General features: G+C 68.3%; 13 protein-coding genes and 1 pseudogene. 8 read left to right on the top strand and 6 right to left on the bottom strand.

Annotation, left to right across the window (positions count from 1 at the left end):
* The first annotated feature begins 109 nt into the window (after window positions 1-109).
* The 4 genes from GTV32_RS05670 (at window position 110) to hflX (ending at window position 4,314) form a co-directional block, all read left to right on the top strand.
* On the top strand, window positions 110-847 hold the full coding sequence (locus tag GTV32_RS05670) for a hypothetical protein (protein ID WP_161059296.1): 738 nt from the start codon (window positions 110-112) through the stop codon (window positions 845-847).
* Complete coding sequence (miaA, locus tag GTV32_RS05665) at window positions 844-1,755, top strand: tRNA (adenosine(37)-N6)-dimethylallyltransferase MiaA (RefSeq protein WP_161059295.1); 912 nt, start codon at window positions 844-846, stop codon at window positions 1,753-1,755. The genes GTV32_RS05670 and miaA overlap by 4 nt, the downstream gene beginning before the upstream one ends.
* Before the next feature lie 48 nt (window positions 1,756-1,803).
* Window positions 1,804-2,736, top strand: a complete 933-nt coding sequence (gene dapF, locus GTV32_RS05660) for a diaminopimelate epimerase (RefSeq protein WP_161059294.1) — start codon at window positions 1,804-1,806, stop codon at window positions 2,734-2,736.
* Window positions 2,737-2,811: 75 nt separating this feature from the next.
* Window positions 2,812-4,314, top strand: a complete 1,503-nt coding sequence (gene hflX, locus GTV32_RS05655; RefSeq protein WP_161059293.1) for a GTPase HflX — start codon at window positions 2,812-2,814, stop codon at window positions 4,312-4,314.
* 129 nt (window positions 4,315-4,443) lie between these two features.
* On the opposite strand, the gene GTV32_RS05650 is transcribed toward hflX, so the two are convergent.
* The 4 genes from GTV32_RS05650 to GTV32_RS05635 all read right to left on the bottom strand — a co-directional run bounded on the left by GTV32_RS05650 (window position 4,444) and on the right by GTV32_RS05635 (window position 8,789).
* Window positions 4,444-4,704, bottom strand: coding sequence for an HPr family phosphocarrier protein (locus tag GTV32_RS05650; RefSeq protein ID WP_161059292.1), 261 nt, complete (start codon window positions 4,702-4,704; stop codon window positions 4,444-4,446).
* A gap of 107 nt (window positions 4,705-4,811) precedes the next feature.
* Complete coding sequence (locus GTV32_RS05645) at window positions 4,812-6,947, bottom strand: fructose-specific PTS transporter subunit EIIC (protein ID WP_161059291.1); 2,136 nt, start codon at window positions 6,945-6,947, stop codon at window positions 4,812-4,814.
* A 68-nt stretch (window positions 6,948-7,015) separates the two neighbouring features.
* Window positions 7,016-8,005, bottom strand: a complete 990-nt coding sequence (locus tag GTV32_RS05640; protein ID WP_161059290.1) for a 1-phosphofructokinase family hexose kinase — start codon at window positions 8,003-8,005, stop codon at window positions 7,016-7,018.
* A 13-nt stretch (window positions 8,006-8,018) separates the two neighbouring features.
* Window positions 8,019-8,789, bottom strand: coding sequence for a DeoR/GlpR family DNA-binding transcription regulator (locus GTV32_RS05635; protein WP_161059289.1), 771 nt, complete (start codon window positions 8,787-8,789; stop codon window positions 8,019-8,021).
* 179 nt (window positions 8,790-8,968) lie between these two features.
* Here GTV32_RS05635 and ptsP point away from each other — a divergent pair.
* Window positions 8,969-10,680 (top strand): annotated as a pseudogene (gene ptsP / locus GTV32_RS05630) (phosphoenolpyruvate--protein phosphotransferase).
* 2 nt (window positions 10,681-10,682) lie between these two features.
* Here ptsP and lexA read toward each other — a convergent pair.
* Window positions 10,683-11,441: a transcriptional repressor LexA gene (lexA, locus tag GTV32_RS05625; protein WP_161059288.1), complete on the bottom strand. Its 759-nt coding sequence runs from the start codon at window positions 11,439-11,441 to the stop codon at window positions 10,683-10,685.
* Window positions 11,442-11,680: 239 nt separating this feature from the next.
* Here lexA and GTV32_RS05620 point away from each other — a divergent pair, with 239 nt between their 5' ends.
* Entirely contained in the window at window positions 11,681-12,247 is a 567-nt protein-coding gene (locus tag GTV32_RS05620; RefSeq protein ID WP_161059287.1) for a LysM peptidoglycan-binding domain-containing protein, read from the top strand.
* Window positions 12,248-12,350: 103 nt separating this feature from the next.
* Window positions 12,351-12,830 carry a transcriptional regulator NrdR gene (gene nrdR, locus GTV32_RS05615; protein WP_202421643.1) on the top strand — a complete coding sequence of 160 codons (480 nt, stop codon included), beginning with the start codon at window positions 12,351-12,353 and terminating at the stop codon, window positions 12,828-12,830.
* Between the two features lie 34 nt (window positions 12,831-12,864).
* On the opposite strand, the gene hrpA is transcribed toward nrdR, so the two are convergent.
* Window positions 12,865-16,773: an ATP-dependent RNA helicase HrpA gene (hrpA, locus tag GTV32_RS05610; RefSeq protein ID WP_161059285.1), complete on the bottom strand. Its 3,909-nt coding sequence runs from the start codon at window positions 16,771-16,773 to the stop codon at window positions 12,865-12,867.
* A gap of 61 nt (window positions 16,774-16,834) precedes the next feature.
* On the opposite strand from hrpA, the gene GTV32_RS05605 reads away from it, so the two are divergent.
* A complete protein-coding gene (locus GTV32_RS05605; RefSeq protein ID WP_161059284.1) occupies window positions 16,835-18,064 on the top strand; it encodes an aminotransferase class III-fold pyridoxal phosphate-dependent enzyme in 1,230 nt (409 codons plus the stop codon).
* Window position 18,065: the final 1 nt, after the last annotated feature.

Raw genomic sequence — 18,065 nt, 5'->3', positions numbered from 1 at the left:
GAGGTCTCCCCATTCAAACAGGTCAGGGCTCTTCGTGGGGCCGCTGCCACGACATTGCACCGCGATGCCGGTGCCGAGTGCGCCGCACCGCTCGACTAGCGTCGTGGTCGTGCTGGCGTCCGTGGTCTTCGTGCCGAGTGCTCCTCTGCTGGTGCCGGCCCTGGCCGGGCCGCGTGCAGTCGACACCGAAGAGGTGCGTGCCGCGACCCTGGCGGCGGGCCGAGATCTGGCTGCCGACGCCTCGACATGGATCGCGATCGGCGCCACCGACAGCGGCATCGACCAGGTCGGCAGCGCCGGCACCTTCCTGCCATTCGGTGTCGATGTCCCGGTCTTCCTCGACGGTTCGGACGGCGACGGGCGGCCCGACGAGCAGTCGCCGTTGCGTCCCGGTCTGCCGCTGTCGTTCCTCATCGCGGGCTGGCTGCGTGCCGAGTCCGGAGCTGCGGCGGTCAGGCCCGTGCCGGTCTCGTCCACTGCGACGGCCACCGAGTGTGCGCAACTGGGAACCCAGCTCGCCGCGCGTGTCGACGGCCATCGGGAGCCGGTCGGGATCCTCGTCGTCGGCGACGGCGCGACCTCGTTGTCGGCGCGAGCGCCCGGGGGTGGGATGCGGGAATCGGGCGCCCGACTGCAGCAGGTGATCGATGCGGCGATCGGCTCCGCCGACGTCGCGGCCCTCGCCGGACTCGATCCCGACGAGTGCGCGACCGAGGGGGTGAGCGGACGTGCGGCCTGGCAGGTCGTCTCGGCACTCTGCGCCGATCGTCCGATGCGTCCGGAACTCCGATACGCCCGGGCGCCTTTCGGTGTCGGGTACGTGGTGGCTGTCTGGACCCCGCGATGACCTCGCCGATCCCGGTTGCGGTCGTCGGACCCACCGCCGGCGGTAAGTCCGATCTCGCGCTCGACCTCGCAGAGCGGCTCGACGGCGAGATCGTCAACCTCGACGCGATGCAGCAGTACCGCGGAATGGACATCGGGACGGCAAAACTGACACCTGCCGAGCGCCGGGGCATCCCGCATCACCAGATCGATGTGCTGGATGTGACCGAGACGGCAACCGTCGCGCGGTACCAGCAGGCCGCCACCGACGACGTGGAAAGACTGCTCTCGGCCGGGCGGACGCCGGTCCTGGTCGGTGGATCGATGATGTACATGCAAGGGCTGCTGGACAATTGGCAGTTCCCGGCCACGGATCCGGCCGTTCGCGAGAAGTACGAGGCGATGCTCGGCGACATCGGCGTTGCGCGTCTGCACCGGCGGCTCGCCGAGGTCGATCCGCAGGCGGCGTCGGCCATCCTCGACACCGACGGCCGGCGGATCGTGCGTGCACTCGAGGTCGTGGAGATCACCGGAATGCCGTTCGCGGCGTCGGCACCCACCATCGGTGATCCGCGGTGGGGCACGAGGATCGTCGCGCTCGACCGCGAGACCGCCGCCCTGGACGAGCGGATCCGGTCACGGACCAGCCGGATGTTCGCCGACGGCCTGGAAGCGGAGGTCCGCGCTCTGTGCGAGCTCGGACTGCGCGAGGGGCGCACGGCTTCCCGGGCCATCGGGTATGCACAGGTGCTGGCAGCCCTCGACGGTGATTACGACATGGCGACGGCCGAGGAGCTCACCTTTGTGGGGACACGGCGCTACGTGCGACGCCAGCGCTCGTGGTTCCGGCGGGATCACCGCATCGTGTGGCTCGACGCGGGGGCACCGGACCTGCTCACCACCGCGCTGCGCGCGATCGGCAACGGCTGATCGGTCCGTGGCCGGGTCTGATCGCGGGGCCGTATCCTGGATGGGGTGATGGCGAGACAGTCCACGACGCGACCCGAACCAGCCTCCGACCCGCGGCGTTTCGTGAAGGGGCACGGCACCCAGAACGACTTCGTCATACTCACCGACCCGGCTGCCGACCTCGACCTGACCGCGCCCGCGGTGGCCGCACTGTGCGATCGCCGGAGAGGTATCGGTGCGGACGGTCTCCTGCGTGTGGTGCGATCGGCGGCCCTTGTGGAGTCCGGCGTGCTGGACGCGTTGCCCGACGGTGTGGGACCCGACGACTGGTTCATGGACTACCGCAACGCAGACGGATCGATCGCGGAGATGTGCGGGAACGGCGTTCGGGTCTTCGCTCACCATCTGCGGGCGGCGGGCCTGGTCTCCGACGACGAGTTCACCGTCGGGTCGCGCGCGGGTGCCCGACCGGTGATCGTGCATGCGCACGACGACGTGTGCGCCGACGTGACGGTCGAGATGGGCCGGGTGCGTATGGACGGCGAATCGTTGGTCCGCATCGGTGACGACGCCTATCGCGGTGCGATGGTCGATGTGGGCAACCCCCATCTGGCCTGCGTGGTGCCCGACATGACCGCGGCCGATCTCGCCGCCGTCGACTTCACCGCGGGGGTCGAGATCGACGACCAGGCGTTCCCGAACGGCGCCAACGTGGAGCTGGTGACGCCTGCCGGGCCGGTGGACGAACGTGGACGCCTGCCCGCGTCGATGCGGGTGTTCGAGCGCGGTGTCGGTGAGACCCGCAGTTGCGGGACGGGCCTCGTGGCGGCGGCCGTCGCGGTGCTCGCGGCGCGTGACGAGACCACTGGAACCCTGTGCATCACTGTCCCCGGCGGACGTGTCGAGGTCGGTATCCGCGCCGAAGGCACCTACTTGCGCGGACCGTCGATGCTGGTCGCGGACGGTGAACTACGTTCAGGGTGGGATCGACTCGACGACTGAGCACCGCGACGGTCCGCTGCGCACCGGAAAACCGGGTGCTGCGCGGTCCCGGGACGTGAGATCATGGTTCTGCCTATGACCGAATCAGCATCCACACCATTTTCTCCGTCCACCCCGGACGACGACGATCTCACCGATCTCCCCGAGACCGTCACCGCGCCGGGCGCCGGCCGCGACATCGTCCGCGGGCTGGCCCAACCCACGACAGGTGAGCTCCAGCTCTCCGAGCGCGCCTCGCTGCAGAGGGTCGCCGGCCTGTCGACCGAACTCACCGATGTCACCGAGGTCGAGTACCGGCAGCTGCGACTCGAACGTGTCGTTCTGGTCGGTGTCTGGACCGAGGGCAGCGCCGCACAGGCGCGCGCGAGCATGGTCGAACTCGCCGCCTTGGCCGAGACGGCCGGCTCCCAGGTTCTCGATGCGCTGATCCAGCGGCGGTCGCGGCCCGACTCGGCCACCTACATCGGGTCCGGCAAGGCCGACGAACTGCGGGAGGCCGTCCTCGTCTCCGGCGCCGACACGGTGATCTGCGACGGCGAGCTCACGCCCGCTCAGCTCACCGCGCTCGAGAAGATCGTCAAGGTCAAGGTCATCGACCGGACCGCCTTGATCCTCGACATCTTCGCCCAGCACGCGACCTCACGCGAGGGCAAGGCGCAGGTGTCCCTCGCGCAGATGGAGTACATGATGCCCCGCCTGCGCGGCTGGGGTGAGTCCATGTCCCGCCAGGCAGGTGGTCGTGCGGGGAGCAACGGAGGCGTGGGCCTGCGCGGTCCAGGCGAGACGAAGATCGAGACCGATCGTCGTCGGATCCGCGAACGGATGGCCAAGCTGCGTCGCGAGATCCGCGGGATGAAGAAGTCGCGCACCGTGATGCGCGCGGCCCGCGAACGCAATGCGATCCCGAGGTTGACGGTCGCCGGCTACACGAACGCCGGAAAGTCCAGTCTCGTCAACGCGATGACCGGCTCCGGCGCCCTCGTGCAGGATGCGTTGTTCGCCACGCTCGACCCCACCACCCGCCGCGCCACCCTCGACGACGGGCGTGTGGTGGTGTTCACCGACACCGTCGGATTCGTGCGTCACCTGCCGACACAACTCGTCGAGGCGTTCCGGTCGACGTTGGAGGAGGTGGTCGACGCGGATCTGGTCCTCCACGTCGTCGACGGATCGGATTCCTTTCCAGCCGAACAGATCTCAGCCGTTCGGCAGGTGATCAACGAGGTGGTCGCCGAGGAGGATGCCACGCCACCGCCGGAACTGTTGGTGATCAACAAGATCGACGCCGTGGACGCGACCCGGATGGCCGAACTCCGCGGTGCCTTCGGCGATGCGGTCTTCGTGTCCGCACGCACCGGTGAGGGACTGCCGGAGCTGTTCGACCGGGTGCGCGAGTTCGTCGGCCGGTCCGATGTCGAGTTGACGATCGACGTGCCGTACACCCGTGGTGACCTCGTCTCGCGCATTCACCAAGAGGGCGAGGTGTTGTCGAGCGAGCACACCGCGCACGGCACGAGGATGCGTGTGCGTGTCCCGGTGGCCTTCGCGGGCGCACTCGACGACCTCACCGTGTCGTGACCCCGCCGCGCGTGCGCACCCTGTGTAGGGCACACACGCTCGATGTGAACCCGCGCCCGGTCGACGGAAAAACTGCGCCCGCTCGAGGAAGGCGTACCGGCGGAGCGGGAGGTGTCGCGGTGGGCGGCGTCAGTCGGCGTCGAGATCTCTGGCGACGAGCGTGGCGATGGCGTCGAGGGTGTTCTGATCCTCTGCGGTGACCACGACGTTGGTGCCCTTCTCGGCGCCGAGGGTCATGATCATCAGCGCGGAGCCGGCGTCCACCGGGTCGCCGCCCTCGAGGCCGATGGTGACCGCGCTGCCGGTGTCGCCGACCGCCTCGGCGATGATCGTCGCGGGGCGGGCGTGCAATCCGACGGCGGAGCCGACGGCAACAGTGGTGCTTGGCATATGGGTGTCTCCTCACTCATTCGGTGGTGATGTCTGAAATCGTGTGTGTCGCTGACGACGATTGTGCACGCGATACGCGGTGGCAGGGCGCGCCTTGACCGATCGCCTCAGGCGGCGACGGTCTCCGGTTCGGATACGGACGTGGCCTGTGTGCGGGCCGTGCCCCATTGCTTGGCCGCGATGACGAGGACCGCGGACAGTGCCATCCCGGCGGCGAGTGCGACCAGGAACAGGACCCAGTGGTTCATCGTGAAGAACACGAAGATGCCGCCGTGCGGGGCGCGCTGGGTGACGCCGAACGCCATTATCAGTGCTCCCGACAGCGCGCCACCGGCCATCATCGACGGGATGACACGGAACGGGTCGGTCGCCGCGAACGGGATCGCGCCCTCGGAGATGAACGACGCGCCGAGCAGCCAGGCCGCCTTGCCGTTCTCGCGTTCCGGCTCGGTGAAGAGCTTCGGCCGCAGCACGGTGGCGAGGGCCAGGGCGAGTGGCGGGACCATGCCGGCACACATCACCGCGGCCATGATCTCTAGTTGCGCGTCACCGCCGATCGCGAGGCCCGCGGTGGCGAACAGATACGCCGCCTTGTTGACCGGGCCACCCAGGTCGAAGCACATCATCAGGCCGAGCACGATGCCCAGGACGATCGCCGAGCCTCCGGACATGCTGTTGAGGCCGTCGGTCATCTGGTCGGTCAGCCATGCGAGCGGCTTGCCCAGCAGCATGTACAGGAGCACGCCGATGATCAGGCTGCCCAGGAGCGGGATGATCACGACCGGCATCAGCCCTCGTGCCCACCGCGGCAACGGGAGTCGGGCGATCCAGAGGCACGCGACACCGGCGATGAGACCGCCGACCAGACCGCCGATGAAACTTGCGCCCACGGCGACCGACACGAGACCCGCGACGAAGCCGGGAGCGATTCCGGGCCGATCGGCGATGGCGAACGAGATGTAACCGGCGAGGACCGGGACCAGCATGCTCATGGCGAGGCCACCCACCGCGAACAGCACCGCGCCGATGTACTGGCCGAGCCCACCGGCGGGTAGGTCCCACAGACTGTTGTTCAACGCGATGAACTGGCCGTCGTTGAGCGCCCCGGATGTGTCGAGGGTCGAGTTCGCGATCTCATAGCCGCCCAGGAACGGGAGGAAGGCCAGGGCGATGAGCAGGCCGCCGGCCGCGACGAACGGGATCATGTAGCTGACACCGGTCATCAGCGCCTGCTGGACCTGCTTGCCGAGGCCGACACCACCGGTGTCCGCCACACCCTCCGGGACATGGTCGCCGGATCCGGCCACCACGGCGGCGTTCGGATTGTCCGCTGCCGCAACTGCTTCGGCGATCATCGTGTCGGGTTCGTTGATCGCCCGCTTGACGCCGGAGGAGATGACGGGCTTGCCGTGGAAGCGATCCTTGCCCTTGACGCCCACGTCTGTGGCGAAGATGACGGCATCCGCTTTCGCGATCACCTGCGGATCGAACGCGGTTGTCGCGGACGAGCCCTGTGTCTCCACATGGAAGTCGACGTCGGCGCGTTCGGCCGCGTATGTGAGCGCGTCCGCCGCCATGTAGGTGTGGGCGATACCGGTCGGACACGCGGTGACCGCAACGATCGACCGGCGTCGCACGGCGGCCGCATCTGTGGAAGACGTGCCGGTGGCACCCGACTGCGACTCTGTCGTCGCCGACGTCGCGGCCGGACCGCTTGTGGCCGGACCGCTTGCTGCCGCCACGCCTACCGCCGCCGCGCCGGCCGCCGTCCCAGATGTTGTGGCAGGCGAGGGATTGATCGCATCGTCGACGAGTCGCACGACCTGCTCATCGGTCTCCGCAGCGCGAAGCGACGCGACGAAATCGGGCCGGACCAGAGAGCGTGCCAAGGAGCTCAGCAACTTCATGTGCTCGGACGCACCGCCGGACGGCGCAGCGATGAGGAAGACCAGATCCGCCGGACCGTCGGGGGCGCCGAAGTCGACCTTCGCGGACAGCCGCGCCATCGCGAGACTCGCCTGGGTGACCGATTCGGCCCGGGCATGGGGGATCGCGATTCCTCCGGGCAGCCCGGTCGCGGACTTCGCCTCGCGATCGAGTGCGCCCCGGGTGAGATCGGTGGCATCGGTGGTGCGTCCTGCGGACTGTAGTGCTCCGGCGAGATAGCCGATCACGGCCGCCGGGTCGGCGCCGGCGTCGACGTCGAGACTCACCGTCTGCGTCGTGATGATCTGTTCGGACATCGGGTTTCCTTCTACATCGGGATGGGTGTCGTCGGGTGATGATGGGTCCGCGTGGGTGATGGTCGGGGTCATCCGACGTGGGCGGCTCCCGACAGGTCGGTGACCGTCACCCCGTCGAGATCGAGGTGCTCCGGCTCGGGCGGCTGGGTGCCGGCAAGAGCAGTGGCGGCCGAGCCGTAGGCGACCGCGGTACGCAGACGTTGCGCCTCGGTGTCTCCCCGGGTCTCGGCGATCAGGTACCCGGCCAGCGCCGAGTCCCCGGCACCGACCGTGCTGCGGGGCACGATCGGTGGTGGTGTGGCGAACCAGGCGCCCGCGTCGGTGACCAGCACGGCTCCGGCCGCACCGAGGGTGGCGAGGACGGCGGCTCCGGTGCGGTCCACGAGAGTGCGTGCCGCGGTGATCAACGGCGCATGGTCGCCTTGTGACACCGCGGCGACGAGACGCGCGGAATCGGCGCCGGTGGCCCCGGCCAGCTCTTCGTCGTTGGGCTTCAACAGATCCACGCGACCACGGACGGTCGCGGTCAGCGGTCCGCCCGAGGTGTCCACTGCGACACGGCAGCCGAGTCCGTCGAGCTCGTCGATCACGGTGCGGTACCAGTTGTCGGATGGTCCCGGTGGCAGGGACCCGCACAGGGCCACCCACCTCGCACCGTCGGCGTTCTCGACGATCACATCGACGAGGGCGTGCGCCTCGGCCGGGTTCAGATCGAAACCGGGCGCGTTGATCTTGGTGGTCGTGCCGTCGGGATCGGCGATCGTCACATTGGACCGGACGGCGCCGTTGATCGGGAGCGTGAGATAGGGGAGGCCCACGGTGTCGAGTGCACCGAGCAGTGGGTCGCCGGTCCGTGCGGGCAGCACGGCCCGGGTCGGCAGACCGGCCTCGGACACCACTCGCGCGACGTTGATGCCCTTCCCGCCGGGCTCGGCACGCACCGAACTGGCACGCTGCACCTCACCGTGGCGCAGAGGCGTCGCGAGTTCGAGGGTCCGGTCGAGACTCGGGTTGGCGGTGACGGTCAGGATCGCCGGCGTTGCAGATGAGGGTGTCATGGGGTCCTTCCGGTCACGCGATCACGACATCGATGCCGCGGGCCGCCAGGGCCGCGGAGGTGTCCGGGTCGAGCCCGGCGTCGGAGACCAACACGTCGACATCCGCGAGGTCTGCGAACGAGGACAGATCCTCGCGATCGATCTTTGATGAATCGGAAAGCACCACAACGCGATTGGCCACCCGGACGATGGCCGCCTTGATGGCGGCCTCATCCGGATCGGGTGTGGACAGTCCGTGAGACTCGCTGATCCCGTTGGTGCCGACGAAGGCAGTCGAGATGCGCAGTCGCTCCAGCGCCGCGACGGTCTCGGACCCCACGGTCGCCTGGGTGAGCCCGCGGACTCGACCACCCAGGATGTGTAGATCCGAGGAGCCGTGACCGGCCAGTGCGGCGGCGATGGGGATGCTGTGGGTGATCAGGGTCAACCGGCGATCGCGCGGCAGAGCGAGGGCGGCCTGGTAGGTGGTGGTGCCGGCGTCGAAGAACACGGAGCCACCGTCGGGCGGAAGGAAACGGATGGCAGCACGCCCGATACCGACCTTCTCGTGCGTGTGGGTCATCTGACGCTCATCGATACCGAGCTCGCCGACCACCGGTGTCGACCCCGGCCGAACCGCGCCGCCGTGAACGCGCTGGAGGTGTCCGGCGCGTTCGAGAGTTGCCAGATCCCGGCGCACCGTCTCACTGGTCACGTCGAACAGCGTGGCCAGTGCAGCGACCGATGCGCGGCCGTCGGTCCGCACCTGATCGGCGATCGCCTGCTGACGTTCTTCGGCGTACACGGCGTCCCTGTCTGTTGAAGTCGGTGAATTTTGAAGTCTGTGGATTTGAATGTTGCTATGTCTGTGTTTACGCCTGTTTGTGTTGACAAGTCAAGGTTTTCTTGTAACTTGGATCACAGAACTTTTGATCGCGGCCTCATTCCACATGGGGCCTGATGGCGAGAAGACCCCTTCATGCGATGTCGGGACCGATCTCGCGCCGATGGACAGATAGGACTGCCGTGGAACGGACGCAGGTTTTGCAGGGGACCCCGGTGGTGGGCGGGTTGGCGTTCGGTCCGGCTATCTGGCCGGGCGCCCGACCCGAATATGACCCGAGCGTCGAGGCCGCCGTCGCCGAGGACGAGCGGGAGATCGAGACCAGAAGATTCACCGATGCCGCCGCCGCGGTGGCGCGACGGCTCCGGGACCGGGGCTCACACGCCTCGGGCGCTGCATCCGAGGTGCTCGTCGCGACCGCCGGTCTCGCCGAAGACCGCGGGTGGGTGGGTGCCGCGTCGGCCCTGATCGCCAAGGGCACCCCGGCGCCGGCTGCGGCCGTGGCCGCGACAGAGCAGTTCGCCGCGATGTTCACCAAGCTCGGGGGACTGATGGCCGAACGCGTCACCGATCTCAATGACGTCCGCGACCGGGTGGTCGCCGAGCTTCTGGGGGTGCCAGAGCCCGGCGTACCGGAACCGTCGGTGCCGTCCGTGCTGCTCGCCGACGATCTCGCCCCGGCGGATACCGCAGGCCTCGATCCGACACTCATCACCGCGCTGGTCACACGTCTCGGTGGACCGACGAGTCACACCGCGATCATCGCCCGGCAGTTGGGGATTCCGTGTGTTGTGGCGATGGCGGCACTCGAGACCGTGGCGGTGGGCACCAAGGTCCTCGTCGACGGCACGGCGGGCACTCTCGAGGTCGCGCCGGACGAGGCGAAGGCACTCGCCGGTGTCGACGAGAGCCGGCGGAAGGCGGCCGCGGTCGCGTCGTGGTCTGGGCCCGGTGCCACCGCGGACGGGCATCCGGTCTCGGTGCTCGCGAACGTCGCCGACGGGCCGTCGGCACGCAACGCGTCCGAACACCCCGTCGAGGGCGTCGGGCTCTTCCGCACGGAATTGGCGTTCCTCGATCGGGCCGAGGCCCCGACGGCAGACGAACAGACGGAGTTGTATCGCGAGGTGATCGACGCGTTCGCCGATCGGAAAGTCGTGATCCGCACACTCGACGCCGGGTCCGACAAACCGCTCACGTTCGTGACACAGGCCCATGAGGCCAATCCCGCATTGGGGGTGCGAGGCAATCGGATCACCATCGACCATCCCGAGGTCCGCGCCACGCAGCTCGACGCGATCGCGGCGGCTGCGCAGCAGAGTGGAGCAACGCCGTGGGTGATGGCCCCGATGATCGCATCCGCTTCCGAGGCAGCGGAATTCGCCGACGAGGTGCGTCGGCGCGGACTGGTGGCGGGGGTCATGGTCGAGGTGCCGGCCGCCGCGATCCTGGCCCCGCGATACTGGCGGAGGTCGACTTCGTGTCCATCGGCACGAACGATCTGACGCAGTACACGATGGCGGCCGATCGGATGTCGGCCGAACTTGCCGCCCTGACGGATCCGTGGCAGCCGGCGGCACTGTCGCTGATCGACATGGTTGCCCGCGCCGGCCAGGCCGCAGGCAAGCCGGTCGGGGTGTGCGGGGAGGCGGCCGCCGATCCGCTGTTGGCGTGTGTGCTCGTCGGTATGGGCGTCAGCTCCCTGTCCGCGGCACCCGCGGCCGCGGCGCCGGTGGGCGCGCGCCTCTCGGAGGTGACCCTCGAGCAGTGCCGGTCGGCGGCTGCCGCGGTACTGCAGACCGCCGATCCCGCAACCGCCCGGGCCGCGGCGGCGGCGGCGTTAGCCAGCTGACCCTATACGCGCCGCATGACGGTGACGACCTTGCCGAGGATTGCGGCCTCGTCGCCCGGGATGGGATCGAACAGATCGTTGTGCGGCATGAGCCAGACGTGACCGTCCTTGCGCTTGAACGTCTTCACGGTCGCCTCGCCGTCGATCATGGCCGCGACGATGTCGCCGTTCTCGGCGACGTTCTGCTGGCGGACCACCACCCAGTCACCGTCGCAGATCGCGGCGTCGATCATCGATTCGCCGACGACGCGCAACAGGAACAGGGATCCCTCGCCCACCAGTTCCCGAGGTAAGGGGAACACGTCCTCGACGGCCTGCTCGGCCAGGATCGGCCCTCCGGCGGCGATACGTCCGAGTACGGGCACGAAGGTCGGCGTCGGCAACTCCTGACCATCCGCGAGCCCGGCGGCCGCGCCGCCCGGCGGGGTGTGGTCGCCGTCCTGGATGTTGACCGCACGGGGACGGTTGTGATCGCGCTTGAGCAGGCCCTTGCGCTCGAGCGTACGGAGCTGGTGGGCCACCGACGACGTCGACGTCAGTCCGACCGCGTCGCCGATCTCGCGGATGCTCGGCGGATAGCCCCGGTCCCGCACGGACTGACGGATGAATTCGAGGACCCCGCGCTGCCGGGGGGTGAGTGCGGCCTCGGCGACCTCGGGATCCGCGACGACCGGTGCCGGATCCGACGACCCGTCGGGGGTACCTGCGGCCTCGTGGATCCCGCGGGAGGCTCCACGCCGCCCGCCGACCTTGTCGCTCATCGCTGAGTCCTTCCTGTCGGCTGCCGTCTCGTCGGCGGTCGCCGGAATCGAGTTCGTCTCGCAAAATTGCTGGTCGATCGATCTGTCTCAGGCCCGAGGTTAACCGAACCGGCCGAGAGGTTCAAACATTTGTTCGACGCGTGTCGGGACTTTGTCGGAGCATCGTGCTACTAATCGAACATGCGTTCCATCGAACATGTGATCGAGGGAACGGCCGATTCGGATCCCAGGAGGACACGATGAGCACAGCCACCTTGACCCGCGAGGCACCGACCCGCGAGACGCCGAACCGCGAGACGCCCGTCGGCCGGACGTCGCGCAGGGGAGCCCCGCACCGTGAGTCGCCGATCGTCGCCCCGCGACGACCGGTCACGTCGGCAGGCCGCGCGCATCCTCGCCGTGCCGCACGCGTCGAGCCGACCCGTCCGGGAGACGGGCGTCCGGCCGGGCGCCGGGGGGAGGGCGCCCGGCTCGCCGGCACCAGGTGTGCGGCACCGGCAGGCGAACGGCGTGTGTATGCCCGCAGGCGCGCGGCCGCCCTGGCGGTGCTGGTCGGGAGTGCGCTTGCCGCACTCGTCTGGGTCGTCGCGATCGTGGGATCGAATTACGCCGCGTCCGTCGCACCCGAGCCGGTCGGTACCGAGGTGGTGCATGTGCGTCAGGGTGACTCCCTGAGTTCGATCGCCGATCGCGTGGCGCCGGACATGCCTCGCCAGTCGGTCATCGACCAGATCGTGGAGCGCAATGCCCTGCCGTCGTCGGGCCTTCGAGTGGGCCAGGCGCTCATCGCGCCCGCATACCGCTGAGCGGCGGGCGGTATCCTCCATGTCACAGGTTCCAGCCGGAAACCGGCACGGCGTAGCGAGCATCCGGTGCGCCGGAGTGTCCAGAGATGTGCGTGAGGACGACATGCGCTGCCCGTTTTGTAAGAACGAAGACACCAAGGTCATCGACTCGCGTGTCGCCGATGAAGGGCAGGCGATCCGACGGCGCCGTTCGTGCGCGGAGTGTGGTCGCCGGTTCTCGACGGTCGAGAGCGCCGTGCTGTCGGTGGTGAAACGCAATGGGGTCACCGAGCCGTTCAGTCGCGAAAAGGTGATGCGCGGTGTTCGCCGCGCTTGTCAGGGCCGTGCCGTGGCCGAAGATGCGCTGGCGCAGCTCGCGCAGCAGGTCGAGGACGCCGTGCGCTCCTCGGGGTCGGCCGAGATCCCCAGCAACGAGGTGGGATTGGCGATTCTCAAACCGCTGCGTGAGCTCGACGAGGTGGCCTACCTGCGCTTCGCTTCGGTCTACCGGTCGTTCGACTCCCTGGCGGACTTCCAGCGGGAGATCGACGACCTGTCGCAGGAGAAAACCGTGGACGCGGCGGGGTCGACCGTCTCTGAATGATGGCCTCGCTGATCGTGCTGCGTTGCGCGGTTGCTCAGCGGAACGTGTCCAAGGCCCGCAGCGCCCGCTTCTCGGAGATGGGGTACGCGGTTCCGAGGCGTTGCGAGAACAGGCCTACCCGGAGTTCCTCGACCATCCAGTGCGCGTACTCGTTGAAGGCGTCGCGTCTTCCGGCGGGCAACTGGGTGACCTTCCGGTTCCAGTGTGCGATCACCCGGTCGACCGCGGCGAGAGCATCATGGTCACGGCTCGACGATCCGAAGAGGTCGGCCAATCGGTTCTCGGCCGCCTGGAGGTAGCGAGGGATCTCGGTCAGATGCCCACGCGGGGTGGCCGCGACGAAACCGTCGAAGACGAGATTCTCCAGCTGCTCGGCCACGTCGTCGGCGGCGACCGAACCGCTGTCCCGATCGATCTCTGATCGAAGGGGGGCGAGATGACGGAGAACGTCGGTTGCGAGCGTGAAATACTCTGGGGCAGCGTCGGTCACGATCGGTCGGAGCTCGTCGCGTAATCGCGTGAACTGACCGGGAGTGCGGATGGTGGTGATGTTCCTGGCGGCGACGGTGTCTCGGATCGCCCTGCGCGTGCAATCAGCCAGGAGATCGTCCGCGTGCCGATAAGGGCTCTGGCTCAATGCCAATCGTCCCGCCGGGTCCAGGGTGCCGGTGATCTTTCTGGAGAGCGTCGGGATCGTCGACTCGAGCAGCACGATCACCGCCTCCGCCAGCTTGTGGTCGCGTTCGGCTGCGGTGACCGCGTCGATCCGGAGGACGCCGACCGGCCTGCCGGCGGCGTCCCGTGTGACCTCCAGTCCCGGATAGCGGGTGATCGTCTGGCCCGCAACAGTTGTCGTGGTCGTTTCGGGAAGGTCGCCGATGCCCTCGGCAGTCCACGACGTGTGGACGGTGCGTGTTTCCGGCGTGTCGTCGGAACCGGCGAATCGCTTCTGCAGGTCGGCGAGCGACTTGCTGGTCGAGAGCACGGCGCCGCTGCGGTCGCTGACGGCGAAGTTCATCGTCAGATGCGGCGGCACACGTTCGAGAGAGAAGTCACCGGGGGACACCGTCATGCCCGTGATGGACGTCAATTCGCGAGCCAGCCCGGTCACCAGCGGTTCCGAGCGAGGGGTCAGCCGCGACACGGCGAGATCGGCGAACCGCTGGGCGGGCGCCATGGACTTCCGGAGTGCCTTGGGCAGCGACTTCACGAGCTCGGTGGCGAGTTCGGAACGCAGACCGGGGACCGACCAGTCGAAACCCGCGGGCCGCATGTGATCGAGCAGCGGCCGGGGGATCACGACCGTCACGCCGTCGTCGGCTGCGCCCGGTTCGAACCGGTAGCGGAGTTCGAGTCGGGTCTCGCCCTGCTGCCAGGCTCCGGGGAAGTCGTTGTCCGCCACCGTGACGTCGGCCGCGACATCCTCCGGCGTGAGGTCGAGCAGGTCCGGGTGTTCGCGTCGCGTCTTCTTCCACCAGGTGTCGAAATGCCGCGCCGACACGACGTCGGCTCCGACCCGGGCGTCATAGAACTCGAAGAGCTGTTGCTCGTCGATCACCAGGTCGCGGCGCCGCGCGCGGTGTTCGACGTCGGCGGCCGCCTCGAGAAGATCCCGATTGCGGTGGAAGAACACATGATCGGTGCGCCAGTCGCCCTCGACGAGTGCATGGCGGATGAACATCTCCCGCGATGTCAGCGGGTCGATGGTGCCGAAGGGCACGCGCCGCGCGGCGACGAGGGTGACGCCGTAGAGCGTCACCCGCTCATAGGCCATCGCCGCGCCGCGCTTGGCAGACCAATGCGGCTCGCTGTACGACCGGCGGACGAGGTCGCCCGCGAGCTTTTCGGCCCAGAGGGGATCGATACCGGCGACGGTGTGCGCGAAGAGTCGGGATGTCTCGAGGATTTCCGCAGCCATGATGAACGGTGGCGGTTTACGGGCCAACGACGAGCCTGGGAAGATCGCCAGCGAGGTGTTGCGCGCGCCGGTGTAGTCACGCGAATCACCCTGGCGGACTGCAATGTTGCCCAACAGCCCGGACAGGATGGAACGATGGATCGCATCGGCGTCGCGCGGTGATCCGGAGGCTGTCCAATCGAGATCGGAAACGATGCGCGACAGCTGACGATGCAGCTCCTGCCATTCCCGGATCCGGAGGAAATGTAGGAACTCGGTCTCGCACATCCGGCGGAAACGATTCCCGGACAGCTCGGTGCGGCGGTCGTTCAGATACGACCAGAGTTCGAGGTAGGAGAGGAACTCGGAACCGGGCACCGCGAATCTGCGGTGGGAGGCGGCGGCCGCCTCGCGATGTTCGGCCGGTCGTTCCCGGACGTCGGGCACCGACAGTGCCGCCGCGATGACCAAGACGTGGTCGAGACATCCGAGTTCATGTGCGGAGATCAGCATGCGGGCGAGGCGAGGATCGACCGGTATCCGTGCCATGTCCCGACCGATCCGGGTGAGGACCGGCTCATGATCGTCGCGATCGGTTGCTTGGATGGCGCCGAGCTCGGCGAGCACGGCCATGCCGTCACGGATGGCGCGCGCATCGGGGGGCTGGACAAAGGGAAACGCTGACACGTCACCCATGCGCAGCGCGGCCATCTGGAGGATGACGGCGGCCAGGTTGGTCCGGAGGATCTCCGGATCGGTGAACCCCGGACGGTTCTCGAAGTCCTCCTCGGAATAGAGCCGGATGCAGATGCCCGGCGCGACCCGACCGCAACGCCCGGCGCGTTGCCGGGCAGAGGCCTGCGATATCGGTTCGATGGGAAGACGATTCACCTTCGACCGGGTGGAGTAGCGGGAGATCCGAGCGGTGCCGGTGTCGATGACGTACCGAATGCCCGGCACGGTCAGTGAGGTCTCGGCGACATTGGTCGCGAGGACGATCCGCCGTCCGCTCGACGGCGCGAAGACGCGTTGCTGGTCGGCGATCGACAGCCGCGCGAAAAGAGGGACGATCTCGGCACCTGCGGACACCCGGTGCCGCAAGGCGTCCGCGGTTTCGCGGATGTCTCGCTCTGTCGGCAGGAAGACGAGGATGTCACCCGAGCGATGCGACGCCCACAGTTCACTCACCGCTTCGTCGACGGCCTGGACCTGATCGAGGTCGCGATGATCGGAATCGGGATCCCGGTCGTCGCTGAACGGGCGGTACCTGACTTCGACGGGATACGTGCGTCCGGACACCTCGAGGATCGGCACCTCGGCGGGGGCGTCGGCCGCGAAATGTCGGGCGAACCGGTCTGGCTCGATCGTGGCAGAGGTGATGATCACCTTGAGGTCGGGGCGGCGAGGCAGGAGTTGCTTGAGGTACCCGAGGATGAAGTCGATGTTGAGGCTGCGTTCGTGGGCCTCGTCGACGATCAGCGTGTCGTAGTGGCGCAGCAGGGGGTCGGTGCCGATCTCACGGAGCAGGATGCCGTCCGTCATCACCTTGACGAGTGTGTTCGCGCCTGCCCGGTCGGTGAACCGCACGGAGTACCCGATCGCCTGACCGAGCTCGGTGTCGGTTTCGTCGGCGATGCGACGGGCGACGGAACTCGCGGCGATCCGACGTGGCTGCGTGTGACCGATGGCTCCTCGGATTCCGCGACCGAGCTCGAGGCAGATCTTGGGGAGCTGGGTGGTCTTGCCCGATCCCGTTTCACCCGCGATCACCACCACCTGGTGGTCGGCGATGGCGGCGGCGATCTCGTCACGAGCGGCCGACACCGGGAGGTCCGGCGGAAAGGTGATCGTCGGTACCGTGGCTCGTCGACGCTCGAGCCGGTGCGATGCGGCGTCGACGTCGGCGACCAGCTTGTCCCAGGCCGCCGGTTTCGGGGAGTTGCCGAGTTTGCCGATACGTCGGCGCAAACGGTGGGCGTCGAGGATGGTCACGTCGGCGAGGCGGTCGTTGAGCGCTCGTCGGTCCTCTGCGGTCGGAACGGGCATGATCAGTCCAGGATATGGGGTCGAGGGAGGTGACTCGGCGCACGCCCGGCATGATTGGGGCATGGCTGGTTCACTGTGGCACGGTTTCGCCGATATGGGTTCGGTCTCCACCAAGGGGCCGTTCGTGGTCACCCGCGGACAAGGAACGCGGATCTGGGATGCCTCCGGGCGCGAGTATCTCGACGCGACCGCGGGTCTCTGGTTCACCAACATCGGCCACGGTCGAACCGAGGTGGCACAGGCGGTTGCGGATCAGCTCGGCCGGCTGGCGCACTATTCGGGGTTCGGAGACATCACCGCCGACGTCACCGCCGAACTCGCGGAACGGCTGGCCTCGATCGCGCCGGTCCCCGACAGCAAGATCTTCTTCACCTCCGGTGGCAGTGACTCGGTCGACACGGCGGCGAAGCTGGCCCGCCGGTACTGGCACGAGCAGGGCAAGCCGGAGAAGAACATCATCGTCGGCCGTACCAAGGCCTACCACGGCATGCACGTCGCGGGAACGGCGCTCGCGGGCATCCCGGTCAACCGCGAGGGTTACGGCGAGCTGATGCACGACGCCGAGTCGGTGGAGTGGGACAACGCAAAGAGCCTCCTCGGCCTCATCGAGCGACTGGGCGCCGATCGCATCGCGGCGTTCTTCTGCGAACCGATCATCGGCGCGGGCGGGATCTACCTGCCCCCGGAGGGATACCTCGCGGAGGTCCGGCAGATCTGCCGCGACCACGATGTGCTGTTCGTCGCGGACGAGGTCGTCACCGGTTTCGGCCGGATCGGCGGCGAATCCTGGTTCGCATCGACCCGTTTCGATCTCGCGCCCGACATGATGACCACCGCCAAGGGCCTCACGTCCGGATATGTGCCGATGGGTGCGGTCTTCATCGCGCCACACATCGCCGAGCCGTTTTTCGCCGGCGGGGTGTGGTGGCGTCATGGCTACACCTACGGCGGCCACGCCGGTGCCGCCGCGGCCGCGATGGCCAACCTCGACATCATCGAGCGCGAAGGGCTGCTGGCCGAGGCGACCCGGTTGGAGGGCGATCTGGCTCAGGCGCTCTCACCGCTGACCGATCTTGACTCGGTGTCCGAGGTCCGCACCGGCATGGGCGCGGTCACCGCGGTCCAACTGGCCGACCCCGCGCAGGCGGTGCCGATGGTGGGCAGGCTGCGTGAGCACGGTGTCAGTGGGCGTGCCGCGGGCCAGGGCGCGCTGCAGATCTCGCCCGCCTTCGTGATGACGACCGATGAGGTCGGCGAGCTCGCCGACCGGATGCGGGCAGCACTGGCCTGAC

Origin of the sequence: Gordonia sp. SID5947, assembly GCF_009862785.1 — a bacterium.
Classification (GTDB): Bacteria; Actinomycetota; Actinomycetes; order Mycobacteriales; family Mycobacteriaceae; genus Gordonia.
The sequence above is the reverse complement of the archived record's forward strand: the minus strand, read 5'-3'. Positions and strand labels throughout refer to the sequence as shown.